Here is a 26,654-nt window from a genome sequence, read left to right as displayed (position 1 = left end):
GGCGTCTGCCTGAGGTGCCTGGTTCCGCAATCTAACAAGGGGACGGCCCGGTCAGCGGGCATCCCTCGGCGATTCACCGGTGAGGCATCTCATGTCACCGGTGGGACGCCTGAGGGAACCGTCCCCTGATGAGAGACGTCCGCCCGGGCCCCCGCGTTCCCGAACACCGGTATTCGGCCACGCGGCGCCTCTTCTTGGCCCCTTTCCACGCCTTCGGCGCCCTCCGTACCCGCCCGGTCCGGCCGCCGGGAGCAGGCGATCGCGCAGCACGTTCGGACTGACGGTCCGTCACCGCCCCACGGGGCAGGGCGAGTCACCGGTGCGAAAACGCCCACCGGTGGCCCAACGCCGAGCCGCCGGCGAGCGCGGGCGGTATCCCTGGGGACGTCGATCCACTGGACGAAACGGACCCATCATGCCGACCCGGCTCCCCCGTTCCCTCGTACGCCACCGGCGCACCCCCGCGCCGGCCCGGCGGCGTTCCCGGCTCACCGTCCTGCTCTCCGCCACGCTGCTGGCCCTGACACCCGTCGCACCGGCCCTGGCCGCACCCGCCACCACCGCCGGCGACGTCCACCGCCCGAAGGACGGCGCTCCGCCCTTCGCCAAGACCCTGACACCCGATCTGATCGCCCTGATGCAGCGGCTGCGCATCCCCGGAGCGGTGGTGTCGATCCGCACGCCGGAGTGGGGCACCTGGACCAAGACGCTCGGCACCGAGTCCCTCAGGACGGGGAAGCCGATCGCGGCCGACGAGCACTTCCGGGTCGGCAGCATCACCAAGACGTTCACCGCCACGGTGATCCTGGAACTCGTCGACGAGGGCCGGATCGAGCTGGACGCCCCGGTCTCGCGCTACCTGCGCGGGGTGCCGAACGGGCGCAACATCACCATCCGCCAACTGCTCCAGATGACCAGCGGCCTCTACAACTACAGCGAGGACCTGCGCTTCAACCAGGTGCTCGACGACCGTCCCGAGACGCAGTGGACGCCCGAGGAACTGCTCGCGATCGCGTTCCGCCACCAGCCGTACTTCCCGCCGGGACAGGGCTGGCACTACTCCAACACCAACTACGTGATCCTCGGGCTGATCGCCGAGAAGCTCACCCACCGGCCGCTCGCCTCACTGATGCGCGACCGCGTCTTCCGCCCGGTCGGCATGCCGCACACCAACCTGGCCACCGACACGGCCTTCCCCTCGCCCCACCCGCGCGGCTACCAGTTCATCAGCAACGTGGACAGCCTCACCGCACCGGTGCTCACCGGGAAGGACGCCGCCTGGGCCGACTGGTCGGCGGGCAACCCGGAGGACGTCACCGACGCGAACCCCTCGTGGGCCTGGGCGGCCGGCGGCGGCATCTCCACCCTGGACGACCTGCTGCGCTGGGCTCCCGCGCTCGCCGACGGAAAGCTCCTCAGCCCTCAGACCCAGCGCCAGCGGCTGCGCTTCGTCCCCACCTCGGACGTGCCGGGCACGCCCACGTACGGGCTGGGGATCGTCGACTTCTCCGGTTTCCTCGGCCACGACGGCCAGATCCCCGGCTACAACAGCTTCGTGGGATACGACCCGGAGCGGAAGGCGACCGTCGTCGTCCTGGTCAACCTCAACCAGTCGCCCGACGGCACCGCGCCCTCCGACGAGCTGACGAAGCTGATCCTCTCGGAGGTGTTCGGCGTGACGCCGTCCTGAGCGGCGTGGCATGACGGCGCGGGGCCGGGCCGCCGACACGGCCCGGCCCCGCGCGTCTTCCCCGTACCGTCCGGACGGAAGGCTGTCGTCTCCGTCCGGACGGAAGGCGGTCGTCTCCGTCCGAGCGGGAGTCGACCGTCAGAGCCCGTCCAGCCCGGCCAGCAACCGCGGCCATGTGGCCGCGAATCCGGGGTGCAGGCGCAGCGAGCCGATCTCCTCGGGGGCGCACCACCGGTGGGCGGCGCCCTCACCGTCTCCGCGGCTCGGGGAGAACGACTCGGTGATCTCCGCGACGACGGTGTGGTAGGCCCATCCGCCGTGGTCGTCGACGAAGGTGTGGATCCGGCGGAACTCCGGGACACCGCCCAGTTCCTCCGCGAACTCCCGGCGGGCCCCGTCCCACGGGCTCTCACCGGCGTGCAGCGCGCCACCCGGTGTGCTCCAGGTGCGGCCGTGGTGGACCCGCCAGGAGCGGCGCTGGAGCAGGAACCTGCCGTCCCGCCTCAGGAGCAGTCCCGCCGCGCCGTGCGGGCCCCAATGGCGGCACCCGCGCCGGTCCCTGACGTATCCACGACCGCTGTCGGCCATACTGCCTCCCTCGTTCCGCAGGACGTGACGCACCATTCATTGTCGGCGGGACCTGCGGGCGCGCCGGTGACGAACCCGGCCACGGGACGGGGGCGACCGCACGAACGGCGGACACGCGTCGCGTGTTTAGGCCGCACGACACAGGAAACGCGGCAGGGGAAGGGGACGCCCGCAGACGACGTCCCACCACCGGAGGACGCCATGATCATCCTCGGAGTCATCCTGCTTGTCATCGGCCTCATCGCCGGTATCGGAATCCTTTGGACCATCGGGCTCATCCTGGTCGCGATCGGTGTCCTGCTGTGGGTTCTGGGAGCGGTCGGCCGCGAGGTCGGCGGACGACGGCACTATTACTAGGGCGTGTCCGGTCATTGGTGCCAGGCGCGCGAACCGGCGGCTCAGCGCGCCGGCCGGGGCCCGGCAGTGCCGGGCCCTCGGCATGACCGGCGCGACCGTGACCGTCAGTCGCCGATCAGCTTCGTGTACTCACCGGCGGAGAGCAGTCGCTCGGCAGCCGTGCCCTCCCCCGGCTTGATCTTGAAGAGCCAGCTGCCGTAGGGATCGTCGTTCAGGTCCTCGGACTGCTCGATGACGTCCTGGTTCACCAGGGTCACCTCGCCGCTCACCGGAGCGTAGACGTCGGTGACGGACTTGACCGACTCGACGGTGCCGACGGGCTCTCCCGCCTCGACCTTCTTGCCCAGCATCGGCACTTCCACGAACACGATGTCTCCGAGCTGCTTCTGCGCATAGTCGGTGATGCCGACCATCACCGTCCCGTCTGCTTCGAAGCGCGCCCACTCATGGTCGTTCGTGTACTTGAGATCCTGCGGTACGAGTGACATGACAGACTCCTCCACAACTCGACGTGATCACCAAGTGGCAGACTGTCATGCCGTGACGCGTGACGGCGGCTTCCACGCGCGTCGGCCGCCGAAGGATGGATTCATCACCACTCGCCGGCCCGCGCCCCCGCCCTCCGCCACGGACCCACGCCTGAAATGATCCGGTGCATGACACCTGGACCCTCCGACGACACGGCCGCCCTCTTCGCACGTCTGGGCGGTGAGGACGACAGACAGGTCTGGCGTGATCTGTGGGACCACCTGTGCCACCAGGGCGACGTCCAGAGCGGCAGTTTCCCCGCCCTCCCCCACCTGGCGGCCATCGCGGACGGCCGCGCCCCCGGCGAACCGCACGAAGCCGTCGAACTGGCGGGCCTCATCGCGTCGGCGACCGACGAGGAGCACACCGCGCTCTACGCCGAGGAACTCGCCGTCCTCCTCCCGGTGGCCCGCCGCCTGCTGGACTCCGCGGCGAGCGAGCACGCCGTGGCGTTCGTGGACCTCCTCCAGTGCGTCCTGGCCTTCGAGGGGGAACGCGTCTGGAGCACGGGGCTGTTGGAGGGCCTGTACCAGCAGGAGTACGAGATCGAGTGCCCGGAGTGCGCTTCGGAGCTGTTCGTCGCCTTCGGGGACCACGGCACCTTCGTCTCGGCCGGCGACTACGTGACGAGCACCCCGCCCAAGGCACCGCTGCTGGCCGCCGATCCGGCCGGCCTCGCTCCGCTGCCCGCCCGCTTGCACCGCACCGCGGCACGGGCGGGCCACGAGGACATCGCCCGCGCGCTCACGTACCTCTTCGGCCGGGCCACCTGTCCGGACTGCGGCGACGTCTTCCCCGTCGCGGAACAGGTCGAGGCGAACCGGATATGAGCGAGCGGAACACGAGCGCGCAGGACGCGAGCGGTACGCCCGCGCGGATCGAAGCCGTGGACTGGGCGGCCCTCGCCCACGCCTACGGGACGGCCGAGGACGTGCCCCGCATGCTGCGCGACCTCCGGCGGCCGGACAAGGCCGCCGAGGCCGCCGACGACCTGCTGACGCACGTCCACCACCAGGGCGGTGGAGTCTGTTCGGCGGCGCCCGCCGCGCTGCCCCACGTCATGGCGGCCGCGGCGGACCCGTCCGTGGCCACGGACGTCCGCGGCGAACTCCTTCACCTCGTAGGGGCCCTGGCCCGGTCGGGGAACACCGCACAGCCCCGCTTCGTCACCCCGGGCTGGCCCGGCGCCTGGGACCTGGCGGTCACGGACCTGCTGCCGCTGCTCGACGCCCCGGTGACGGAGCACCGTACGGCTGCCGCGCACTGCCTGGCCGAGGCCCGGGGCCGGGCCGACGAGGTGATCGCCGCGCTGCGGGCACGCTGGGACGCCGAGTCCGCGGCGCCGACGCGGCTCCGGCTCCTCGACTCGGTCGGCGCGCTGACCGCCCACGCCGGTGAGCGGCGCGACGCGTCCCTCGACTGGCTGCGGTCGCTCGTGGACGACGGCGAGCCCTCCGTACGGCTGACGGCCGTTCAGGCCCTGCGCCGCGCGCTCCCGGAGCGGGAGGCCGACGATTTCTGCAAACGGGCCGTGTCCGACGTGCTGTCCGGAAGCGAACCGGCCACATGGCGGCCCGACGGCACGACCACGAGAACGGTCGTCTGGGCGGTCGGCCTGCTGGGGGACGACCGGACCGCGGTGGCCGACGCGGCCCGCGAGCTGCTCGGACACCGGGACCCCGCGGTGCGCGCGGGAGCACTGCGGGTGGCGTCCCAGGAGATCAGCCGCCGGCGCTCGGCCGTCGCGGACCTGCTGCCGACGGTGGCGCGTTCGCTGGGCGACGCCGAATCCGGCAACCGGGTCTTCGCCGCCCGGGTCCTCGGCATGTGCGGGCGCGCCGCCCTCCCCTGGGCGGACGCGCTGACGGCCATGAGCACGGAGCCGGGCGAACCGTGTCCGTCCGCCCGGTCCCACGCGCTGTGGGCGCTGTCGCGGGTCGGTGACGCGCGGTGTGCCCCTCTCCTGGCGGAACATCTGGCCGAAGCGGAATCCGGGTTCGCCCACGGCACGACCCACGCCGACGGCTGGTGGACGTACGAGCTGAGCCTGGACGACGTCGCCGCGGATCTCGGCGCCCACGCCGACGTACTGCTGCCCCCGCTGCGGGCCCGGCTCGCCGCGGCCTCCTCCCTCGACGAACGGCGGGCGCTGTGCCGGTTGCTGACGTCGTGGGGCGACAGGGCCGCCCCCGCGATCCCGGAACTGCTCGCCCTCCTGGACACCGACTCCGTGGTCTGGGCACTGGACGCCCTCGCCGCGATCGGGCCGGCCGCGGCGAGGGCCGTACCCCGTGAGCGGCTGCGCGCCCTGCTCGACGCCCCGCCCGCGGGCCAGCGGTTCGCTCCACGCTGCCTGGCACTCGCGTACGGACGACTGACCGGCGACCGCGAGCCCGCGCTGGCGCTGCTCCTTCCGCAGCTCGACGAGCCGTACGGCCAGGAAGGCGTCGCCGCGCTGCTGGCGGAACTGGGGCCGGCGGCGGCCCCGTACGCCGGACGGCTGCGCGAACTCCTGCCCCGTCACACGCAGGGCTGGCTGCCGCTGCGCGTCGGCGAGGCGCTGTGGCGGATCACCGGACGGACCGACGAGGTGGTCCCGGCCCTCGTCCGGGCCATCACCCCCTTCGCCGAACGGGGCGGCGCCTGTCCGGCGGTCACCGAGACGGTGCGGCTGCTGGCGGAGATCGGTGCGGACGCCGCACCCGCGCGGCCCGTTCTGCGGGCCTTCCTCGACGCCGACGAACGGCCCGTGAAGCACGGCGGATGGCGCTCCGTCCCGGACGACGACGCGCTGTGCGAGGCCGTACGCGCCGCACTGCTCGCCGTCTCCGCACCGGACGGGGCCGGGACCGACTGACAGCGCCGGGGCCTGGACCGGACAGGCTCCGGCGCCGCGACCGGACTCGGCCCCGGACAGCAAGAAACCCTGTCCCGCACATCGCGGGACAGGGTTTCGACAGAGCGCCGGGCAGGCCTTGCACCTGCATTTCCCCGCAGGAAGCGGGGCGTCTTTCCTTGGACCACCAACGCATGAATCGACCGGAGCGACTTCCTCCGGACGGCTCTGGGTGAATAGTAGCGCACAGATGTACGGGTGATCTCACGCGCACCCACGAGCATCCGCCTCGAAGGTCCCGTCGCGTGATGGCATCCGCGAATCCGGCAACCCGCTCCGCGTGCCCGGACACGGATTCCGGGCGGAGCGGCGCCGCCCGATGGCGCCACGACCGGGCTCACGGGGGACTCCGGGCGGCCCCGGGGAGGCGGGTTCGTGTCTCTCGCGCCGGTACGACAAATCCGCCACCGGGTGGGCCACAGGCGCCCCCGGGTCATGCTCCGCATCGCCCCTCTCCCGGCATATGCCGTTTTAACCATGCCCGCAGGACCCAATTGACCAGGGCAGCCGACAGGGGCGTACCGGCGCGAAAAGCCCTGGTCACAACCTCGGAGGGGCGACTCCGGCCGCGCCCGGGTCCCTCGGCGGCGTGGCGTGCCGGACCCCTCCGGTGATCCGGTGTGCGCCCGGGCGCTGTCGACGACACGCGGCCTCACCATCACGCCGGGGTGAATATCTTCGGAAAAGACTTCTTTCGCGCCGTTGTGGTCGAAGTACCGCTTTCCCCACACTTCGAGTGGCCGCAGACCCGCCGAGGGATCAGGCCGCCACCGCTCCCCGGACCCGTGCGTCTTCCCCCCTCCCCGCTCTCCAGGCCGGCCAGATCTCCGCTCCCCTTTGCTGTCCCGCCTGCACACGTCCCCTGCCCTGAGGAGAAGTCCGATGGACAACCGGTACGAGGCCTACGCCTACGCAGACCCGATCTTCTACGACTCGCCCCGACGCTGGGGCGCCCAGGAGGAGTTCGCCGCCGTCAGCCGGCCGCTGCCTACCGGATGGGAACGCGGCGACCTGGAGATCTGGACGGTGGTCCGCCCCCAGGACGTCCGACTGCCCTCTCAGGGCTGGAAGATCCACGTGTCCTCGTGCGCGGAGGACGCCGAGGCGGTACTGGAACAGGTCTACGACTACTGCCTGCGCGAGCGCATCACGTTCAAGTTCCTGCGCGGGCTGCCCATCCTGCAGTTGCAGAACTCGAAGTACTCCCCGCGCGGTTCGAGCGGAAAGTTCTGCACGCTCTACCCGGTGGGCGACGCCGAGCTGTGGCGATGTCTGGAGGGTCTCGGACCGCTGCTGGCCGGCCGCCGAGGCCCGTACATCCTCAGCGATCTGCGCTGGGGGGAGGGACCGCTGTACCTGCGCTACGGGGGATTCGCCGAGCGCCACTGTCACGACGACGCCGGACAGCGGGTGCTGGCCCTGGAGGACCCGGACGGCCGGCTGGTCCCCGACGTGCGCGGCCCCGGTTTCTCGGTGCCCGACTGGGCGCCCGTGCCCGAGTTCGTGGAGGGCGCCATCGCCGAGCGCAGCGCCCCGCGGGCGCCCGAACTCCCCTACACCGTCGAGCGGGTCCTGCACTTCTCCAACGCGGGCGGTGTCTACCTGGGGCGCAAGGACGCGGACGGTCCTCGGGTGGTGCTGAAGGAGGCCCGGCCGCACGCGGGTCTCGACCAGCGCGGAGTAGACGCCGTCACCCGGCTGCAGCAGGAGCACGACATGATGGCCCGGCTGGCCGGACTTCCCGGCGTGCCCGCCGTGCACGAACTGCTGACCGTGTGGGAACACCGTTTCCTCGTCCAGGAATTCGTCGAGGGACAGTCACTGAGCGAGTGGCTGACCGCGAGGTACCCGCTCATCCATCCGGACGCCGACGACACGACGGTCGCCGAGTACACCCGCGAGGCAATCGCGATCGTGGCCCGGATCGAGCACATCCTGGAGGGCATGCACGCCCGCGGGGTCGTGTTCGGGGACCTGCACCCCCGCAACCTGATCATCCGGCCGGACGGCGACATCTGCTTCATCGACTTCGAACTCGCCAGTCCCGCGGACGCGTTCGTGCGTCCGGCCCTGGGCGCGGCGGGCTTCACCGCTCCGCGGGGGTACACCGGACCCGAGGTCGACCTGTACGGACTGGCCGCGATCCGGCTGTGGTTGTTCCTTCCGCTCGCCCAACTGCCCACGCTGGACGCGGGCAAGGGCACCGAACTCGCCGACGTCGTCGAGCGCCGCTTCCCCGTGCCCGCCGGATACACCGCCGAGATCCGCCGCATGCTGGCCCCCTCCCCCTCGGACGGCCGCACCCCCAGGCCCGAGCTGGGCCTGCGCAGGGCCGAGACCCAAGCCCTGCTCAGCGGGCCGCGGGCGGACTGGCCGGCCATCCGCGACTCCCTCGCGGCCGGCATCCGGGCCATGGCCACCCCGCACCGCGACGACCGGCTCTTCCCCGGCGACGTCGCCCAGTTCACGCAGGGCGGCCTGGGCCTGGCCCACGGAGCGGCCGGCGTCCTGTACGCCCTCCACGCCACGGGCGCCGGCACGGACACCGAACACGTCCGGTGGCTCGTCGACGCCGCCCGCGGCCGTCCCGTACAGCCCGGTCTCTACACGGGCGGACACGGCGTGGCCTACACCCTCGACCTCCTCGGCGAGCGGGACGCCGCACTCGACCTGCTGGATCGGCTCACCCGGACGGCGCCGGACGGCCCGCCGGGCCCGGACCTGCGGTCGGGCCGCGCCGGAATCGCGCTGACCCTCGCGCACTTCGCCACGGCCACCGACGATCCCCGCCTGCTGGACAGTGCCCTCACGCACGCGCGGACCGCCGCCGACGAACTGGAGAAGGAGGGCCCGTCGAGCAGGCTCCGCAAGGCCGGCCTGATGAACGGGGCGTCCGGTGCGGCCCTGGCGCTGATCCGCCTCCACGAACGCACCGGCGACCACACGCTCCTCGAACGGGCCCAGACCCTGCTCGAACTGGACCTCGAACGGTGTGTGACCGCGGCGGACGGCACCGTCCAGGTCCTCGACGAGTACCGGGTGCTCCCCTACATCGAGACCGGCAGCACCGGCATCGGGCTGGTCCTGGACGCCCTGCTCGGCCATCACCCGGACAGTCCGACAGCCCGCTTCCGGGCGCCGATCGGCCGCGCCGCCGAACCCGAGTTCATCATCCAGCCCGGTCTGTTCAACGGCCGCGCGGGGCTCCTCGGCTATCTCGCCCTCACCCGGCCCCGCCCCCACGCTCCAGGCCCCTGGCGGTCCCCGCGCCCGCGCACCCCGGACGACGCGGAGACGGCCGCCCACCGCCAGACCTCGCTGGACCGCCACCGCAGGCTCCTGGCCCTCCATCAGATCTCCTACCGGGGCCACCTCGCCTTCCCGGGCGACCAGCTCCTGCGGCTCTCCGCGGACCTGGCGACCGGCTCCGCCGGGGTGCTCCTGGCCCTGGGCACGGCCCTGGCCGGCACCCCCTTCCTGCCCTGGACCGGCGGAGCCGGCCCGGTACGGGCGGGCGCGGCCCGTCGGGCCGCGGTCGCGGACGGCCACCGCCCGGCCTCCGCCGGGCACCCGGCCGGCCAGGTCTGACCACCCCGAGTCGCAGCCGGATCAGCCGAGTTGCGCACCCAGACTCCCGGCCGCCCGGCCGGGTGATCCACCCGTCGGTAAAAGAAGGAGAACAGACATGATGATCCTCGACCTGCAGACGATGGACCTGCCCGAGACCGAGGCCACCCCGATCGACGACACCCTCGCGCACACCAGCTCCCTGAGCGTGATCAACTGCGGCGCCAGCACCGTGAGCACGATCCTCTGCCTCTAGCGGACAACGCCCCGTAGCGGGCGGACGCAGCACAGCCGGCCGGGCCGCCACCAGCGGCCCGGCCGGTCGCCCACCCGCCCGGACGTCCCGGGCCGGGCGGCGGCCCGGCAGCCCCCGCCACGTCCGGACCCCGGTCTCAGCAGCCCCGCCCACCGGCAGGTACGTGCCCTCGCACGACGCCCCCTCGCCCACCAGAGAGGTTCCCGTGGCCGACGAGCCCGTCCCCCGCGTCCACCACACGAAGGGCCCCCTGCGGCTGCGCCGTGAACTGACCGCCGAACCCGGCCCGCTCACCGCCGCGCTGTTCCTCGCACTCGCCGCCACCGCCGCCACCCTGGCCCTCCCCCTCTTCCTCCGGGAGGTCATCACCGACTTCTCCACCCACCGCCCGCTCGCCGACCACATCACCCTGATGTGCGCGGCCGCCGCGGCCGGCGCGATCACCCAGGCGTGGTCGGGCTTCCTGCTCGCCCGCATCGGCGAACGCATGGCGTACAGGCTGCGCATCACCTTGATGGAACACGCGCTACGGCTGCCGCTGCCCGTCGTCCGGACCCAGGGCACCGGCGAGCTCGCCGCCCGCATCACCTCCGACGCCCTGCTGCTGCGTCAGACCGTGGACGTGGCGAGCCAGTTGCCGCTGGCCGCCGTGACCATCGCGGCGACCCTGGGCGTGATGGTGTGGATCGACTGGGTCCTCACCGTGGTCACGCTGGTCGCCCTGTCCGCCCTGACGCTCATGGTGACGCTGGTCCTGCGCCGCATGCGGGCCAACGTGAGCGGCCAGCAGGACGCCGTCGGGCACATCGCCCAGCGGTTCACCGCGAACCTGGAGGCCCTCACCACGATCAAGGCCAACCGGGCCGAACCGCTGGCCACCCGTGCCCTCGCCGAGGACGCGGAGCGGCTGCGCTCCGTCTCCCTGGAGGGCGCCCGGCTGGGCACGCTGATCCCGGCGGTGCTCACCCTCGGCAACCAGCTCGCCATGATCGCCGTGATCCTCACGGGCGGCGCGCGCCTCGCCGCGGGCGACATCTCGGCGGCCGCGTTCGCCGCGTTCCTGCTCTACCTGCTGCAGGCGATCCCGTCCGTCAACACGCTGGCCACCGGCCTCGGCCGGCTGCAGTCCGGTCTCGCCGCCCGGGACCGCTGCAACGACCTGCTGCTCCTGCCGCCGGAAGACGATCCGGCCGACGACGACCGGGCCGCCCCCACCCCGCTGCCCGACGCGCCCGCCGTCGCCTTCGACTCCGTCTCCTACACCCACGCCGGAGCCGGCCGCCCCACCCTGCGCGGCATCTCCTTCACCACCGCCCGGACCGGGCTCACCGCCGTGGTGGGCGCGTCGGGGGCGGGCAAGACCACCACCCTCTCCCTCATCGACCGGTTCATCCGCCCCTCCTCCGGCACCATCACGGTCCTGGGGCACGACATGCGGCACTGGCCCCTGGACGCCCTCCGCACCCGCATCACGTACGTCGACCAGGCCTTCACCCTGCTGGAAGCCACCGCCCGCGAGAACCTCCAGCTCGGCCGGGCCACTCCCGCCACCGACGCCGAACTCGCCGGCGCCCTCGACGCCGTCGGGCTCACCGACGACATCACCCGCCTCCCCCGGGGACTCGACACCCTGCTGGGCCGCGAGACCGACCTGTCCGGCGGTCAGAGGCAACGCATGGCGCTCGCCCGCGCCCTGCTGTCCGACGCCGACATCGTGCTGCTCGACGAACCCACCAGCCAGCTCGACGGCCTCAACGAACAACGCTTCCGGACCATCATCGAGGAGCTGGCGACGACCCGTGCGGTCATCGTCGTCGCCCACCGGCTCACCACCGTGCAGCACGCCGAGCACGTGATCATGCTCGACCAGGGCACCGTCACCGACACCGGCAACCACCCCACGCTCCTCGCGCGCTGCACGCCCTACCGGCAGCTCATAGCCAGTCAGGCGATCACCCCGGCCTGATCCGGCGGACGGCGGGACCGCGCCGAGCCGGACCGGCCCGAGCAGGACGAGCAGGATCGGAGAAGCCACCCCGGCCCGGCCGCGACTAGCGTGATCCTCATGACTTCCATCGCATCCATCACCCTCGAAGTGGACGACACGGCCGCCGCCGAGCAGTTCTACGCCACCGCTCTCGGTCTCGGCTCCGGGCTGCGCCTGCGCACCGCCGCGGCACCCATGGCCGGCTTCCGCGGATTCACGCTGGCGCTCACCGTGTCCCAGCCGGCCGATGTCGCGAAGCTCGTCGAGGACGCTCTCGCGGCCGGCGCCACACCGCTCAAGCCCGTGTCGAAGTCCCTGTGGGGTTACGGGGGCGTCGTCCAGGCCCCGGACGGCACGATCTGGAAGGTCGCGACCTCGGCGAAGAAGGACACGGGTCCGGCCACGGGCACCATCGACGAGCGGGTGCTCCTGCTGGGTGTCGCGGACGTGAAGGCGAGCAAGCGGTTCTACGTCGAGCAGGGGCTGACCGTCGCGAAGAGCTTCGGCGGCAAGTACGCCGAGTTCACCGGGGGCGGGCCGGACCGGTTCAAGCTGGCGCTGTACAAGCGGGCCGGCCTGGCCAAGGACCTCGGCGTCACCGACGACGGCAGCGGCTCGCACGGGATCGCCCTCACCGGCACCGGCGCCGCGTTCACCGACCCGGACGGCTTCACCTGGGAAGCCGCCTCGCTCACACCCACCCGCCCCTGACCGCCGCGGCGGTCGCACCGCCCCTCGGTCCGTGCGTCCCCGGGCCGTGGTCCACCGACGCGGCTCCCCGCACACCGCCGCGCCCCGTGGACTGCGCCCCGCGTCCGCTGCCGTCTATGCCAGGGAACGGATCCACGTGGCGAAGGCGTCGATGAGACCGGTGTAGAACCGTTCGTCCGGTACCGAGCCCGGGTTCTTGCCGGCGTCGTAGAAGGCGACGTTGGTGAAGGTGGCCGATGCGACCTCGGTAGTTGTCCAGCCCGATCTCCTCCAGGAACGGCTCGTCCCGGCTGGAGAAGATCACGGGAACGGTGCCGTCGTCGTCCAGGTTGGCCGACAGCGCCAGGACCCGCTCGGCGAAGGACTGCACCGCGAACGACTCGTACAACTGCTCCATGTACCGACCGTGATCGAGGATCAGGTACACCGCGGCCCGCCGCTCCGCGATCACCACACGGTCCACGCTCCGCGGCACGAGGGCCAGGTCGGCACTGACGGTCCGGCCGTCGATCGAGACTCCGTCCTGGAACGGATGGTTGTAGAAGACCAGGTCGTCGTCGCTGCGCACCTTTCCGTCCACTCCCAGGAGCAACGCCGAGACGTCCGCGGACAGCCCCCCAACCGACACCGACAACGCCACCGGCCTCACCGTCAGTGCCGCGTTCTCCCCTTTGCGCAGCGACATCGTCCGCACCTCAGCCCCCTTGATCGCCGAGGAGGAACGGTAGGCCTCCCGCACCCGACCGGCGGCGATTTCGGACAAAACCCACTCCAACGACGCCGACGGCCTGTAATGGCGGTACGCGCCGGCCGAATGAGCTCTGCGAGACTTCGACGTCCGAGGCCGAAGGAGGGGGACATGGGGATCGAGCTGGAACTGCACTCGGGGCGACCCGCCCGGAAGGGGGCGTCTCGGAGCACCTTGCTGCGAGGCTCTTACGAGCACGGTGAAGCGTTGGCGAGGGCACTGGACACCCTCGACCGACACGGTCCGGGCAAGCTCGGCTGGGTGGATCCGTACGGCGACACGCTGTTCAACGAACAGGAAGCTCAAGTCGCCCGCCAGGAAATCACCGCCCTGGTGCAGGGGTGTACCGACGATCAGCAGAAAGCGGCTCTGCTCGACCTTGCCGAGCTCCTTGAAGCATGCGGGACGACGCCGGGCAGCTACGTGTGGTTCATGGGTGACTAGCCGTGTCCCATCAGTGATCTCGTGGTCGGCCGGGGTGAGTTGACGGATGCCGCACGGGAGCGGACAGGACCGCTGCCGCCGCGTGTTGACGGTCGCGGGTACCCGCTTCGGCAAGTCAGCCGCCCTCCACCTCGTCGGCCTCCGACTCGCATCGCCCCTCCCCCGGCTCGGCGAACCGTGATCGTTTCATCGGACACGACCTGGCGCCCGAAGGTCCCCCCTGCACCCTGGTGACCCCCAGCGGAGTGCCGATGGCTTGCACCACGGGCCGTCCACGCCGATGCGGTCCCCAGGACCCGTTCCCGACGTGGGAAAGCCGTCGTGCGAAGATTCGGCGCCAGGATGCGACCGACCGGGCCGGCCGGAGGGTGCCCAGCAGTCGACATGCCGAGAAAGAACACATGCGTACCAATAAGATCAACACCGCACAGACGGCCGCCGTCGCCGTGGGAGCGATTCTCGCCACCGGATGCGGTGCGGGCGCCGGACCTGCCGACCCGGTCGCAGCCACCACCGCCCTTTCCTCTTCTTCGGCATCGGCACCCTTCGGCCAGAAGGCCGTTCGGACGGACCTGCAAGCGGCCGTCGCGGCCGCCGGACTGGCGGACGGCAAGGTGGAGGTGAAACTCGGCATGCCCCGGAAGCCGCACGCCCCCACCGACACCGAGAAGGGGCGCGAAACCGCCGCTCTCACCAACCGGCTGGCCTCCTGCGCGGTCTCCTGGTCGTCCACCGAGAAGCGGTACCGCTCCCCGCATGCCGCCGACAGGACCGGCACACAGCGGCAACTGGAGGTCATGCTGTCCGACCTCTCGGCACGGGGCTGGAAAGAAAGCCTGCCGCCGCAGAAGGGATCACCCGGGGGCGACGACAGCACCTACTTCATGACTTCGTACAAGAAGAAGGGCTGGCTCCTCTACGCCCAGCATGTCGCAGTGCCCCCACTCGACCTGATGACGGTCACGGCCACGGAGGAAGCCTGCTTCAGCCGGCTCACCGATGAGGAGCAGGCCCTCATCGAGAACTGAGGGATGCCGCCGCCCTGCCCGCGCGTGACGTTCCGGCCCGAAGAGGGCGGCCGTCGAGGACGAATCCGCTGTCGGGCCGGACGCGGATCAGCGGACCCCGTCCGCGCGGCCGGCCGCCAGGCGTGCCTCGAAACCGTCGAGGAGGGAGCGCAGCCCGAACTCGAAGGAGTCGTCGGGCGCTCCGGCGTACTCCGTGGCGGCCGCGGTGTCGAGGCGTTCGCGCAGGTGCGGGAATCGCCTCGCGGTCTCGGTGGCACGCGTCATGGCGTCGGCCATCAACTCCTTCGCGTCCCCACCGCCCATGTTCAGCCGACGGTTCAACGAGACCTGCGCGGCGGGTCCGAGGGTGTTGCCGAGCACGAAGGCGAGGGCCGCGGCGGCCGCCCGGTCCGCGTCCGCGGCGGCGAAGCCGGCTTTCTCGTAGACGGCCAGGCTGAAGTCGTTGTGCCGGGCCTGGGCGGGTCCGTACAGGAGGTGGCTGCCGAACGCCTGGACGAGCCAGGGGTGCCGAGTGAGCATCGCGTGGACGCCGGTGGCATGCGCGGCGGCGGCCGTACGCCAGTCGGCGGCGTCCAGATCGGGCACCTCGACCTCGCCCCAGACCGCGTCGCCCGCGAGCCGGACCAGGTCGTCCTTGTTCTTGATGTGCCAGTACACCGCCGTGGCGGCCGAGCCCAGCCGCTGCGCGAGGCTGCGCATGTTGAGGCCGTCCAGCCCCTCGTCGTCGAGCAGTTCGATGGCGGCACGGACGATCCGGTCTGCGGTCAGCGTGTTGCGCGGCATGGCGACCACTGTACTTGAACTTAGTTCATGACGCCCCTTGCACTTTGTTCAAGCGACTCCTACGCTTCTTCTTGCACTTAGTTCAACAACTCGGAGGGGGAGACATGTCGAAGGACGAGCTGTCGGAGTTCGTCTCGTCGCAGGCCACGAGGCTCGGCGTTCCCGGTGTCGCCGTCGGGGTACTCCTGGACGGCCGGGAGACGTACGCCTCGCACGGTGTGACCAGCCTCGCCAACCCGCTGCCGGTGGACGAGAACACCCTCTTCCCCGTGGCCTCGGTCTCCAAGACCTTCACCGCGACCGCGCTGATGCGCCTGGTCTCCCGGGGAAAGGTGGACCTGGACGCGCCGGTGAGGCGTTACGTGCCCGAACTGCGCCTCGCCGACGAGCGGGCCGCGGCGCGGATCACCGTCCTGAACCTGCTCAACCACACCGCGGGCCTGGACTGGAACCTGATCGACGACGGCAAGGGGGACCGCTCACTGGCCGGCCTGGTGGAGAAGCTTCCCGGACTCCCGCTGATCGCGCCGCCCGGGGCCCGCGCCTCGTACAGCCAGGCCGGCTACAACCTGGCGGGACGGATCGTCGAGAAGGTCACGGGCCTGCCGTTCGAGCAGGCCGTGAAGTCGCTCGTCCTGGAACCGGTGGGCCTGACGGACACCGTGTACGGGCTGGCGGAGGCGATGGTCCGCAAGTTCGCCGTGGGTTACAACCGCGCCGAGGACGGCGAACTGCGCGTCGCCCGGCCCTGGAACGCGTTCAAGGAGGGCGCCCGCGACGACAACCCCGGCGGCGGACTCGCCTCCTCCGTGAGCGACCTGCTGCGCTGGGCGCGGTTCCAGCTCGGTGACGGCGACGGTCTGCTGCCCGCCGCCGACCTGCACCGCATGCGCGAGGAGACGGTCGGACTCCGCGGCAGCACCCTCGGCGACGGCTTCGGGATCTGCTGGTTCCTCCACGACTTCGACGGCCTCCGCGGGATCGGCCACGGCGGTTCGGGCAACGGCCAGTTCGCCGAACTGCTCATCGTGCCCGAGCGCGATTTCGCGGTGGTCTCGCTGGCCAACCTCGGCCCGGACGGCCACCCCCTCAACCAGTCCGTCGTACGGTGGGCGCTCGCGCACTACCTCGGCGTCACCGAGAAGCGGGCACAGCCGCTCCCGTACGACGGGACGAGGGCCCGGCACGTCGTCGGCCGCTACGAGATCGACGCCATGAACCTCGACATCACCACCGACGGCACCCGTCTCACCCTGGGAGTCGGGATCAAACCGGAGATCCGTGAGGCGTCCGACGAGGAGATGCCGCCCGACCACCCGGCCGCGGCCATCGGCTTCCTGCCCGGCGACGGCGACGAGTACGTCGTCACCGAGGGCGGCCTCGAGGGACAGCGCGGCTACTTCTCCCGTGACGCCGACGGGACGATCACCGGGGTCGACATCGCAGGCCGGCTCTTCAACCGGGTCGGCCAGGCGTCCTGATCCCCCGCCCGGACCGGTCGGCAAGGCGCTGAGCAACGAGCAACAAAAGCGGTCGACGCCGCCCGCTCCGGCAGCTGATGATCTGCACATGCCACTGAGAGACACCCTCGCGCGCGTCGACGCGGACCTGGCCGCCGGCCGGGTCCCCGTCGCGCGCCAGCGCCTGCGCGGGCTCGTGTCGTCGTTCCCGGACGACCTGACACTGCGGCGCCGGCTCGCCGACGTCTACCGGCTGTACGGAGAGCCCGCGGAAGCGGGCCGCTGGATGTATCTCGAAGAGGACCGGGACGCGGCCGAGACCTCGGCCTTCGAGGCCAGGTACGACACCGCCGAGCTGCGCATGCGCGCACTCGCCTGGCGCGGTGCGGAATCACTCGCCCGAACGGCCTTCGCCAGGGGGCAGTTGGAGGCGGTGCGCGTGGCCTGCTCCGAGTCCACGGGGCGTCCCGTCGACTGGGACACCGTGCCGGACGGCACGAGGACCGACGACGAGAACAGCCGCTTCGCCGACTTCCTGGCGGGAGCCGGGTGCCTGGTGGCGGTCGTCGCGTTCCTCGCGATCTGGGTGAACGGCCTCGTGGCCCTCTTCGACTGACGGGGCCGGATCGACGACGTGACGGATCGGCGGCGGGCCGGACGCCGCGCCGCCGATCCGTCAGGTGCCGGGCTCAGGGGTTCACAGGAAGCGCCACAGGTGGTCGGCCGTTCCGTTGTCGTCGAACTGGACCACCTGCGCGCTGTCGGCCGTGGACATGCGGTCCACCCCGAGGACCTTTCCGCTGTTCTTGTTCCGGATGCGGTACCAGCCGTCGCCGTCGTCGACCAGCGTCCACAGGTGATCGTCCGTCCCGTTGTCCTCGAACTGCACGACGATCGCGCTGTTCTCGACCGACATGCGGTCGACGCCGAGGACCTTGCCGCTGTTCCCGTTGCGGATCAGGTGCAGGCCCTCACCCCGGTCGACGAGCTGCCAGGCGTGGTCGCCGGTCCCGGTGTTGCCGAACTGCACCACGCGCGCGCTGTTCTCGGTCGACATGCCGTCGACGGCCAGGACCTTTCCACTGTTCTTGTTGACGATTCTGCGGAAGGGCGCCTCCGGCGTCCAGGGCCGGCCGTCCGGAGCCGCCGTGGGGAAGGACGTGACACGGAGCCGCGCGGCGCCCATGGGGATGAGGGTGACCGTCTCGACCGGCGCGTCACTGCGGGCGGGAGAGTCCTGCAGCGGCGCGACGACGTGCTCGTCGTCCGCGACCCACTCCGGGATCCTCCTGGCCCGCGCCGAGATGGACACGGGCGTGGTGGCGGGGGTGAAGGGCTGGTCGGGGACGGCGGAGCCGTTCTGCAGGGGGGTGAGTGACGTGTCGGGCAGGAGGCCGTAGTTCCATCCGGTGGTCGCGTGGACCTCGTACGCGGGGAACGCGTCGTCTCCCGCGTAGCGGTCGTAGCGTTCGCCGATCTTCAACGAGTAGGTGAGGGGCCCCCGTTCGACGCTGACCGCGCCGTGCTGGCCGGGCCACGAACGCAGCCGGGCCTTCTGGGGCAGCCGGAGGCGGACGACGTCACCGTCGCGCCAGGTGCGGTCGATCCGCGCCCAGGACGGGCCGTCCGAGGCCGTGACCGTCTTGCCGTTGACCTGCAGCCGGGGCCCCTCGCACCAGCCGGGCACGCGCAGTCGCAGCGGGAAGCGCACGGGGCGGGGAGTGGAGACGGTGAGGGTGATCGTGTCCTGGAAGGGGTACCCCGTCTCCTCGGTGACGGTGACCGTCGTCCCGCCGGCGACCGTGGCCCTGACCCGGCTCGGCGCGTAGAGCGAGGCGACCAGGCCGCCGTCGGCGCTGGTGAGCCAGAGTTCCTCGGTGAAGTAGGGCCAGCCCATGCCGTAGTTGTGGGGGCAGCACCGGTACTGGTCGACGCCGGCGTGGAAGGCCTGCATGGCGAAGCCGTTCTGGAACTGCCCCTGCGTCTTGGGGCGGTTGTCGAGGTCGACGCTGTTGGCGCTGGTGATGTAGTGGATGGACCTGCCGTCGGGGTCGAGGGAGGCCGGAAGCATGTTGAAGGCCAGGTCCTCACAGCGGTCCGCCCAGACCGGATCCCCGGTGATCCGCGTCAGCAGCTCGTGGCTGGCCATGAATTCGACGATGCCGCAGGTCTCGAAGCCCTGCCGGGGGTCGGCGAAACCGGGGCGGACGTTCTCGTCACCGGCCAGCCCGCCGCCGGGGAAGCGCCCGTAGGCGCCCATCACGGTGTCATAGGCCCGGTACGTGGCGCGTACGAGGTCGGCGGAGCCGGTCAGTTGCCCGTACTGGGCGGGCTCCCGGAACCCCTGGGCGATGTTCACGTTGTGCCGGCTCGGCGTGGCCCCGGTCCAGTCGGCGCCGTGACCGTGCATCTTGGCCGCGAGATCGAGCAGGAACGCCTCGCCGGTCCGGCGGTGGAGCCATACGACGATGTCGAGGCCGTCGCCCCAACGGTAGGAGACCCAGCTCGTGTTGAACGCGCCCGGCCCCTGGGCGTTCATGTAGCGGAGGAAACGGACGAGGAACGGGACGATCCGCTGGTCGTGGGTGTACTCCTCGTACGTCCGCAGTGCTTGCAGGAGCGGCAGGAAGGGCCAGAAGTCCGGTCCGCCGTTGAGTGCCGTGCGCAGGCCGCGGGGCCCGAAGAAGCCGTCGCCCTGCTGGGTCGCGAGGATCCCGTCCACCCACTCGCGCGACCGCGTCAGCGCGTGCGGGTCCCCCGTGGCGATCGCCAGCGGGATGTAGCCGCGCAGCCAGTACGGCACCTCCTCCCAGGCGTCGCGCTCGGGATGCACCCAGCCGCTCGTGGAGCGGTCGAGGAAGTGCGAGAAACCCTCGTACCTGCCGCACAGACCGGCGAGCTGCAGCCGGAGCTGCCCGGCGAGCCAGCCCCGGGCGGTCACGCTCCCGGGCGGCAGTTTCTGGAACGCGTCGGCCGGCGCCGTTCCCGCTCGCGGCGCCGCGGCCGCGGCTCCCGAGGACGTGCCTCCGAGAGCCGCGGCGCCCAGCGCGCCGGAGCCGAGGGCGAGGATTCTCCGTCTGCTCACCGACATGCTCGGCCTTTCTTCCGAAAGGGGTCTACTGCCGGGTGACAACGTTGTCCCGTTCCGCCCGGTGACCTCTACAACGTTGGAAATAGTGCCGCGAACATGACAGCACGACGGAGTCCGACTGTCCAGGAGTCGTCATGGACGATCCTGACCCGCCGGTCGCCGACCACCCATGGCCGTCCACTGTCCGCCGGCCGGCGGACACCTCATGCGCGGACATCAGGTTCCGGCGGCTTCCCGAGGAGTCCCGTGCATGGCCCGGCAGTGGGCCGCGAGCCGCGACTCGGGCACCTCGGAGTCGTACACGGCCACCTTGCCGATCGCGCCCTTGAAGTACGACTTGGCGGCGGCGGTGCCGATCCGCATCGGGGCGTCGGTGTTGCTGGGGACGATGTCGTAACCGTCGAGGGCGTCCTGGTCGCGGAGCACCCCGTTCTTGTAGACCTTGACGTACCCGGTCGGATAAGCGTCGCTCTTCTCACGGGTGTTGATGACCAGCGCGTAGTGGATCCACTCGCCGGGCCTGACCCGGTCCTCGAAGTACGAACCGGCGCCGAGTCCGCCGCCTTCGTTGAAGACGTATCCGCTGATGCGGTTGGCGCGGGCCTCGGAGTTGTCCCGCGAGTACATGCGGGCCAGCCACTCGGTCCGGGCCTCCTCGCTGGAGACCTTGCCGAGCCAGTTGACGTAGCCGGCACCGTCGGTCTTGGCGAACGTCAGCGCGTCGGGCCGTATCCACGCCTCCACGGTCAGTTCACCGGTCGTGGTGACGGAGAGCCGGTCGTCGTCCGGGATCTCCACGTACTGCGAGGTTCCGTCGAACAGGGACGCCCGGTCCCCGTTGGGCATGGAGGTGACGCCGGGTGCGTGATGGTAGGTGGCCTTGAGCGCGACCGCGGACTGCTTCTGCTTCTTCGGGCCGCCGGCGCCGAGTGACAGATAGAGGGCCGGGGAGTCGGCCCGCACCGTCGCGTCGTACGACGTGGACGGAGCGGCGGACGGGGTTCCGCCGCCACAGGCCGTCTGCGTGATCGCGACACCGGCGCCAAGGGCGGCCAGGATGCAGGCCGTTCGTCGTCTTCGCGTCATGGCCGGAGCTCCCAGCACTCGACGGGAGAATGCCGCAACGACCGTTCCGGCAGGGGGAAACGGCAGCGAGGTGCTGCCGCGACGCCACAAGTCATGGGGTTTTCCTGCTTGTTCCACATTCGCAGCCGGCCCGGACGACGGGCACGGCACTTCGCGAGGGTGAAGACCACTCGCCTGATCCGGCGCCCCGGTTGCCTTCACCCGCACGGCGCCTCGCCCGCGGAGCAATTACTTCGCAGACTCACTCATTCTTTCACATATCCCATCACCGACCGGACGGTGAAGCATGTGGATTTCCCGACACGGACCCATCTCGATCCTCCTCGACCCTCGGAGTCGAGTGACGTGCACCACTCCCCATCGGCCGGAAATTGATTGCTACGCCACATCGACGCGGGCGCCCGAAGGGCTTCCCGACCGGCGAGAACGGGCAGAATTCCTGCTCAGAGGGTTGATAACGCTTCCGTAAAGGACGAAAGTCCTCGAATACTACGGCTTTTCTCCCGCTTGAACTAAAAATGGCCGATTGAGATCGTTGAAGCATCAAGGCCATCGTGCGGGCAGGACTCGGGGTCCCCGCCGCGGCAATGCGTGCGCGCCGACAGGTGTGCATCCCCATGAGCAACACCTGGAGCTTCCGACATGCCTACGAACACCCTGCCCGCCCCCGCCTCCCACGGACTGCACCTCGGCGCCGCTTTCGAGACTCTCGACAGCCGAGTCGCCCTGGACGCACCGGAGGTGGGAGCCGTGGCAGTCGTGGGCCTGGGCTACGTCGGACTGCCGACCGCGCTCGGCCTGCTGGCCGCGGGCACCGAGGTGATCGGCATCGACGTGAGCGCCGAGCGGCTGGAGGCCATCCAGGGCTGCGACGTCGACCTGCTGCCCAGCGACCTGGAGCGGCTGAAGGAGTTCAACGGCGATCCGCGCTTCACCCTCACCGACGACCCGGCGGCACTCGCCGACGCCCGCACCGTTCTGGTGTGCGTACCGACCCCGGTGGACCGGCACCTCGCCCCCGACCTGCGGGCACTGACCTCCGCCGCGGCCACCGTCGTCGAGCACGCCGTCCCCGGCCAGTTGCTGATGCTGACCTCCACCACCTACGTCGGCACCACCCGTGACCTGCTGACCGAGCCGCTGACCGAGCGCGGCTTCACCGTGGGCGAGGACATCTTCGTGGCCTTCTCCCCGGAGCGGATCGACCCCGGCAACGCCAGCCACACCCAGGACACCACCCCGCGCGTGGTCGGCGGCGCCGGCCAGGAGACCGTCGACCGGGCCATCTCCGTGCTGTCCCGCACGGCCTCTTCCGTGTACGTGCTGCCCTCCCCCGAGGCGGCCGAGATGACCAAGCTGTGGGAGAACACCTTCCGCGCGGTCAACATCGCGCTCGCGAACGAGTTCGCCGACAACTGCCGTGTCCTCGGCCTGGACCCGATCCCCGTGATCGAGGCCGCCTCGACCAAGCCGTTCGGCTTCATGCCCTTCTACCCCGGTCCGGGCGTCGGCGGGCACTGCATCCCCTGCGACCCCCACTACCTGCTCTGGCAGCTGCGCGCCGAGCGCGTCACCTCCCCGCTGGTCGAGGCCGCGATGAACGGCATCGCCGGCCGCCCCCACCACGTGGTGCGCCGGGTGCGCGAGGCGCTGGGCGAGCGCGGCAAGCCGCTCACCGGGGCCCGGATCCTGATCGTCGGCATGGCGTACAAGCCGGGCGTCGAGGACCTGCGGGAATCACCCGCGCTGGAGATCTTCGACGAGCTCGTCCACGAGGGCGCCCAGGTCCGCTTCACCGACTCGATGGTGCGTGCCGCGCGGGTGGCCGGCGGGATCCAGGAGAGCGTGCTCGCGCCCGAGGTCCACGAGTGGGACCTGGTGCTCGTGCACACCGTGCACCCGGACGCCGACCTGGCCTGGCTGAACGACCGGGACGACGTCCTGGACGCGACCTACCGTCTCGACGGTGTGGCGGCCAAGGAGACGCTGTGACCGACCTGTCTGCGCCGGGAGCCGCGGACGCGGCCCTCGCGGCGCCCGGGGCAGTGCTGCCCGGGGCGCCGGGAGGCGGCGTGCCAGGTGAGGCGACTCCCGCCGAATCCCCCGACATGACGGCCGACCGTGCGGGTACGACCGTCCAGGCTGCCTCCGCCCCGTGCGGGCTGATCCTGCCGAATCCTCGCCCCCGGGCCTCCGTGCCGCTGCCGCAGGTCCGCTCGGCCGCCGTCGTCGGCAGGCCGCCGGGTCCGCTCACCCGCTGGACGAACCGGATGCAGACCGACGTGCGCTTCGCGGTGCGCCGGGTGCTGGCCATGTTCTGCCTGCTGCCGCTGGGCCTGATCCTGGCCCGCGAGTTCCCGCTCGTGCCGGAGAAGCCGCTGGTCATCGGCTACGGCATCACGGTCCTGGTGGGCACGATCGCCATGCTGCAGATCGCGTACAGCCGCTACGACGACCCGTCGGTCCGCACCCTCCGCAGGCGCCCCAAGAACCTCGCCTCCTTCCCGTCCCTGCCCGCCGTGCCGAAGGTGTCCTTCCTGCTCGCGGTCAAGGACGAGGTCGAGTACATCGAGAGCTGCGTGCGCTCGATGGCGGCCAGCGACTACCCGGACCTGGAGATCATCGTGATCGACGACCTCTCCGAGGACGGGACGCGGGAGATCCTGGACGAGCTGGCGCGGGAACTCGGCATCACCCTGCTCAAACTGGAGAAGAACCTGGGCAAGAAGCACGCCCTGGTCCGGGGGGCGGGCATCGCGACCGGCGACGTGCTGGCGTTCACCGACTCCGACTGCATCCTGGCGCCCGACGCCCTGCGCAAGTGTGTGCAGGCCCTGGTCGACCACCCCGAACTGGGCGCGGTCAGCGGCCACTGCAGGGCGCTGAACGTGGACGAGACGCTCTTCACCCGGGCCCAGGACGTCTGGTACGAGGGGCAGTTCCGGGTGGCCAAGGCCGCCGAGTCGGTCTTCGGCTCGGTCACCTGTGTCTCCGGTCCGCTGGCGGTCTTCCGCCGGGACGCGGTGTACAACTACTTCCCGGCCTGGGCCGGCGACCGCTTCCTGGGCGCCCCCTTCCGGTTCGCGACCGACCGTCAGCTCACCGGCTATGTACTGGGGCAGCTGTGGGTCGGCAAGAAGCTGAAGAAGCAGTACGCCGACTCGCCGTTCGTCACCGCGCAGGACTATCCCGAGCGCAAGTGGCGCATCGGCTACGTCCAGTCCGCCAAGGTGTGGACCAACGTGCCCGAGCATTTCCGGCCGTTCATGAAGCAGCAGATCCGCTGGAAGAAGAGCTTCATCCGCAACACCTTCTTCACCGGCACCTTCATGTGGCGGCGGGGCGTCGGCCCGTCCTGTCTGTACTACGGACATGTGCTGTGGGTACTGGCCGCGCCGCTGATGGCGGTCCGCCACATGATCTGGTCCCCGATACAGGGCGGGATCTTCGTGAGCGTGCTGTATCTGTGCGGCGTGGTCCTCAAGGGCAGCATCTGGGGCCTGGCATTCAAGATCGACAACCCTGGTGACACCCGCTGGCGCTACCGACCGCTGATGAGCCTGCTGTCGGCACTGCTGCTGTCCTGGCTGCTGCCGTACTCCCTCGCGACCATCCGTCGCGGTGTCTGGTCGAGGACTCGGTGATGAGGAATTTCCTGCAGCGCAAGACGGTCCGGGTGATCACCGATGTGGTGGCCGTCATGGTGGTCAGTGGCATCTATCTGATCGTTCTGTCACGAGGGAGTGTGCTCTGATGGCTCCCGGGCACGGGCTGCGCGAGCCTGCCGGCATCGTCGTGCACGACCACGGGAACGGTCCGGAACCCTGTCGCCGCGGTGACTACGCAGAGAAGGCCGGCCACGACCGCAGCCGCGGCAAGGGTCACGGCTGGGGGCGCGGCTGGACGCAGTGGCCCGTCCGCGCCCTGCTCGGGGCACTCACCCTCTCCGTGGTGGTGACGTCCGGAGCCGTGGGTATCGAGCGCTACCTCAGCCGCAAGTACATGACCCCGCAGGCACCGCTGGCCCAGGCGTCCGTCACCATGTCGGACCAGATCGGCTGGGCGCGACGGGGCGAGGGACTGCCTGACCACGCTCCGCCGGTGGTGCTGACCTTCCACGACGTCAACAAGAACAGCAAGAGCCCCTACGTGCTCACCCCGGAGGCGTTCGACGCCCAGCTGACCGCGCTGGAGCAGGCCGGCTACCGCACCCTGACCGCGAAGCAGTTCACCAACTACATGAACGGCGGTCCGGTGCCTCGGCGCTCGGTGCTGCTGACCTTCGACGACGGCACCGACGGACTGTGGAAGTACGCCGACCGCATCCTGGCCAAGCACAAGATGCACGGCACGATCGCCCTGATCACCGGGTCGATGGACAAGCACCGGCCCTACTACCTGACCTGGCGCGAGATCGAGCGGATGCACCGGTCGGGCCGCTGGGACTTCCAGAGCCACACCCGTGCCATGCACAGCATGAAGCCGCTGGACGCCACGGGCAACACGGGAGCACCGCTGATGAACCGCCTGTGGCTGAAGGACGAGGGACGGCGGGAGAACCCCGCCGAGTACCGCGCCAGGGTGCTCCACGACCTCGTCGGCTCCGTCAAGGACATCACCGACCACGGCTTGCCGGCCCCCTCGATGTTCGCCATCCCCTTCTCCGACGGACCGGGCCGGCAGGACGCCGACTCGACGGACTCACAGGCCAGGCACCTGCTCAAGGAACTCTTCCCCCTCGTGATGACGGACCACTCCAGCATTCCGCTCACCGCCAGCCGGCGGTCCGCGTCGGAGGGCCTCGTCCAGCGCATCGAGATCCTCGCCAGTACCACTCCCGCCCAGATGCTGGAGAGCGTCGGGCAGAACGTGCAGGTCCCGGCCGACGCGCACCGGCCGCTGTCCGAGCCGGAGAACTGGGGAGGACGCCAGACCCGTACCGGCTTCGACGTCTTCTTGGGCAAGGCTCCCTCGTCACCGCTGACACCCCGGTACGCCAAGGCCGACTACCGGCCGAACAGCAGCGTCGACTGGACCGACTACAGCGCCACCGCGCTGCTCGGGTCGCTGGGCAACGGCACCAACCAGGCCGCGCTGGGTGTCCGGACCAACAGCAAGGAACCGGTGACCGTGGTGATCACCCGGAACCGGGCGACCCTGCTGGTCGACGGCTACAAGGTGGCCACGCGGACGCTGGACGCGAAGTCCGACCACACCGTGGTCGTCGAGGTCGGGCAGAACACCACCACGGCGTACATCGACGGCCGGGTGGAGATGAGCCATGTCTCGGAGAAGCCGTCCGATCAGCTCACCGGTGGCATCACCATCCGTTCCGGCATCAACGAGGTCGGAAACCGGTGGCCGGTCTTCAAGTCGCTCGACATCTCGCCGCTCGGGGGAGCGTCAGGCGCCGGATGACCTGAGGACCGTACGG

At 70.9% G+C, this 26,654-nt stretch carries 21 protein-coding genes; 15 read left to right on the top strand and 6 right to left on the bottom strand.

Translation table 11 applies throughout. The features are described 5' to 3' along the window. The first annotated feature begins 415 nt into the window (after positions 1–415). Positions 416–1,690 carry a serine hydrolase domain-containing protein gene (locus tag ACFW6B_RS02620; RefSeq protein WP_386591480.1) on the top strand — a complete coding sequence of 425 codons (1,275 nt, stop codon included), beginning with the start codon at positions 416–418 and terminating at the stop codon, positions 1,688–1,690. 138 nt (positions 1,691–1,828) lie between these two features. Here the strand turns inward: ACFW6B_RS02620 and ACFW6B_RS02615 are convergent, their stop codons facing one another. Then, positions 1,829–2,278: an NUDIX domain-containing protein gene (locus ACFW6B_RS02615; RefSeq protein ID WP_386591479.1), complete on the bottom strand. Its 450-nt coding sequence runs from the start codon at positions 2,276–2,278 to the stop codon at positions 1,829–1,831. A 201-nt stretch (positions 2,279–2,479) separates the two neighbouring features. On the opposite strand from ACFW6B_RS02615, the gene ACFW6B_RS02610 reads away from it, so the two are divergent. Then, on the top strand, positions 2,480–2,635 hold the full coding sequence (locus ACFW6B_RS02610; protein WP_386591478.1) for a DUF6131 family protein: 156 nt from the start codon (positions 2,480–2,482) through the stop codon (positions 2,633–2,635). 104 nt (positions 2,636–2,739) lie between these two features. Here ACFW6B_RS02610 and gcvH read toward each other — a convergent pair whose 3' ends face one another. Then, positions 2,740–3,123: a glycine cleavage system protein GcvH gene (gcvH, locus tag ACFW6B_RS02605; RefSeq protein WP_386591477.1), complete on the bottom strand. Its 384-nt coding sequence runs from the start codon at positions 3,121–3,123 to the stop codon at positions 2,740–2,742. Positions 3,124–3,291: 168 nt separating this feature from the next. Between gcvH and ACFW6B_RS02600 the strand changes: the two genes are divergently transcribed. The 6 genes from ACFW6B_RS02600 to ACFW6B_RS02575 all read left to right on the top strand — a co-directional run bounded on the left by ACFW6B_RS02600 (position 3,292) and on the right by ACFW6B_RS02575 (position 12,580). Next, positions 3,292–3,993, top strand: coding sequence for a hypothetical protein (locus ACFW6B_RS02600; protein ID WP_386591476.1), 702 nt, complete (start codon positions 3,292–3,294; stop codon positions 3,991–3,993). After that, positions 3,990–6,020 (top strand): hypothetical protein, encoded by a 2,031-nt coding sequence (locus tag ACFW6B_RS02595; protein ID WP_386591475.1) that lies wholly within the window; start codon positions 3,990–3,992, stop codon positions 6,018–6,020. The genes ACFW6B_RS02600 and ACFW6B_RS02595 overlap by 4 nt, the downstream gene beginning before the upstream one ends. 921 nt (positions 6,021–6,941) lie before the next feature. Further along, entirely contained in the window at positions 6,942–9,647 is a 2,706-nt protein-coding gene (gene lanKC / locus ACFW6B_RS02590; RefSeq protein ID WP_386591474.1) for a class III lanthionine synthetase LanKC, read from the top strand. A gap of 97 nt (positions 9,648–9,744) precedes the next feature. After that, positions 9,745–9,882, top strand: a complete 138-nt coding sequence (locus ACFW6B_RS02585; protein WP_386591472.1) for a SapB/AmfS family lanthipeptide — start codon at positions 9,745–9,747, stop codon at positions 9,880–9,882. 205 nt (positions 9,883–10,087) lie between these two features. After that, on the top strand, positions 10,088–11,848 hold the full coding sequence (locus ACFW6B_RS02580; protein WP_386591471.1) for an ABC transporter ATP-binding protein: 1,761 nt from the start codon (positions 10,088–10,090) through the stop codon (positions 11,846–11,848). 99 nt (positions 11,849–11,947) lie between these two features. Further along, positions 11,948–12,580, top strand: coding sequence for a glyoxalase (locus ACFW6B_RS02575; RefSeq protein ID WP_386591470.1), 633 nt, complete (start codon positions 11,948–11,950; stop codon positions 12,578–12,580). Here the strand turns inward: ACFW6B_RS02575 and ACFW6B_RS02570 are convergent. Continuing rightward, on the bottom strand, positions 12,561–13,343 hold the full coding sequence (locus tag ACFW6B_RS02570; protein WP_386591469.1) for a VWA domain-containing protein: 783 nt from the start codon (positions 13,341–13,343) through the stop codon (positions 12,561–12,563). The two genes, ACFW6B_RS02575 and ACFW6B_RS02570, sit on opposite strands and share 20 nt — an antisense overlap. Positions 13,344–13,439: 96 nt before the next feature. Here ACFW6B_RS02570 and ACFW6B_RS02565 point away from each other — a divergent pair, with 96 nt between their 5' ends. Then, complete coding sequence (locus ACFW6B_RS02565; RefSeq protein ID WP_386591468.1) at positions 13,440–13,772, top strand: hypothetical protein; 333 nt, start codon at positions 13,440–13,442, stop codon at positions 13,770–13,772. 401 nt (positions 13,773–14,173) lie between these two features. Beyond that, positions 14,174–14,800 carry a hypothetical protein gene (locus tag ACFW6B_RS02560; protein ID WP_386591467.1) on the top strand — a complete coding sequence of 209 codons (627 nt, stop codon included), beginning with the start codon at positions 14,174–14,176 and terminating at the stop codon, positions 14,798–14,800. Positions 14,801–14,887: 87 nt separating this feature from the next. Here the strand turns inward: ACFW6B_RS02560 and ACFW6B_RS02555 are convergent, their stop codons facing one another. Further along, a complete protein-coding gene (locus tag ACFW6B_RS02555; RefSeq protein ID WP_386591466.1) occupies positions 14,888–15,583 on the bottom strand; it encodes a TetR/AcrR family transcriptional regulator C-terminal domain-containing protein in 696 nt (231 codons plus the stop codon). Between the two features lie 104 nt (positions 15,584–15,687). Here ACFW6B_RS02555 and ACFW6B_RS02550 point away from each other — a divergent pair, with 104 nt between their 5' ends. After that, positions 15,688–17,064 carry a serine hydrolase domain-containing protein gene (locus ACFW6B_RS02550; protein ID WP_386591465.1) on the top strand — a complete coding sequence of 459 codons (1,377 nt, stop codon included), beginning with the start codon at positions 15,688–15,690 and terminating at the stop codon, positions 17,062–17,064. 88 nt (positions 17,065–17,152) lie between these two features. Next, complete coding sequence (locus tag ACFW6B_RS02545) at positions 17,153–17,659, top strand: DUF6584 family protein (protein WP_386591464.1); 507 nt, start codon at positions 17,153–17,155, stop codon at positions 17,657–17,659. 81 nt (positions 17,660–17,740) lie between these two features. Here ACFW6B_RS02545 and ACFW6B_RS02540 read toward each other — a convergent pair whose 3' ends face one another. Beyond that, positions 17,741–20,134: a beta-L-arabinofuranosidase domain-containing protein gene (locus ACFW6B_RS02540; RefSeq protein ID WP_386591463.1), complete on the bottom strand. Its 2,394-nt coding sequence runs from the start codon at positions 20,132–20,134 to the stop codon at positions 17,741–17,743. A gap of 216 nt (positions 20,135–20,350) precedes the next feature. After that, positions 20,351–21,220 carry a LamG domain-containing protein gene (locus tag ACFW6B_RS02535; protein WP_386591461.1) on the bottom strand — a complete coding sequence of 290 codons (870 nt, stop codon included), beginning with the start codon at positions 21,218–21,220 and terminating at the stop codon, positions 20,351–20,353. Between the two features lie 642 nt (positions 21,221–21,862). Between ACFW6B_RS02535 and ACFW6B_RS02530 the strand changes: the two genes are divergently transcribed. The 3 genes from ACFW6B_RS02530 (at position 21,863) to ACFW6B_RS02520 (ending at position 26,638) form a co-directional block, all read left to right on the top strand. Further along, on the top strand, positions 21,863–23,212 hold the full coding sequence (locus tag ACFW6B_RS02530) for a nucleotide sugar dehydrogenase (RefSeq protein WP_386591460.1): 1,350 nt from the start codon (positions 21,863–21,865) through the stop codon (positions 23,210–23,212). Next, the gene (locus ACFW6B_RS02525) at positions 23,209–24,864 is read left to right on the top strand and encodes a glycosyltransferase (RefSeq protein ID WP_386591459.1); all 1,656 of its coding nucleotides are present in this window, start codon (positions 23,209–23,211) and stop codon (positions 24,862–24,864) included. The genes ACFW6B_RS02530 and ACFW6B_RS02525 overlap by 4 nt, the downstream gene beginning before the upstream one ends. Positions 24,865–24,973: 109 nt before the next feature. After that, on the top strand, positions 24,974–26,638 hold the full coding sequence (locus ACFW6B_RS02520) for a polysaccharide deacetylase family protein (protein WP_386591457.1): 1,665 nt from the start codon (positions 24,974–24,976) through the stop codon (positions 26,636–26,638). Positions 26,639–26,654 lie beyond the last annotated feature (16 nt).

It is taken from the genome of Streptomyces sp. NPDC058751, from assembly GCF_042746485.1.
In the GTDB taxonomy this organism is placed as follows: Bacteria; Actinomycetota; Actinomycetes; order Streptomycetales; family Streptomycetaceae; genus Streptomyces.
The sequence above is the reverse complement of the archived record's forward strand: the minus strand, read 5'-3'. Positions and strand labels throughout refer to the sequence as shown.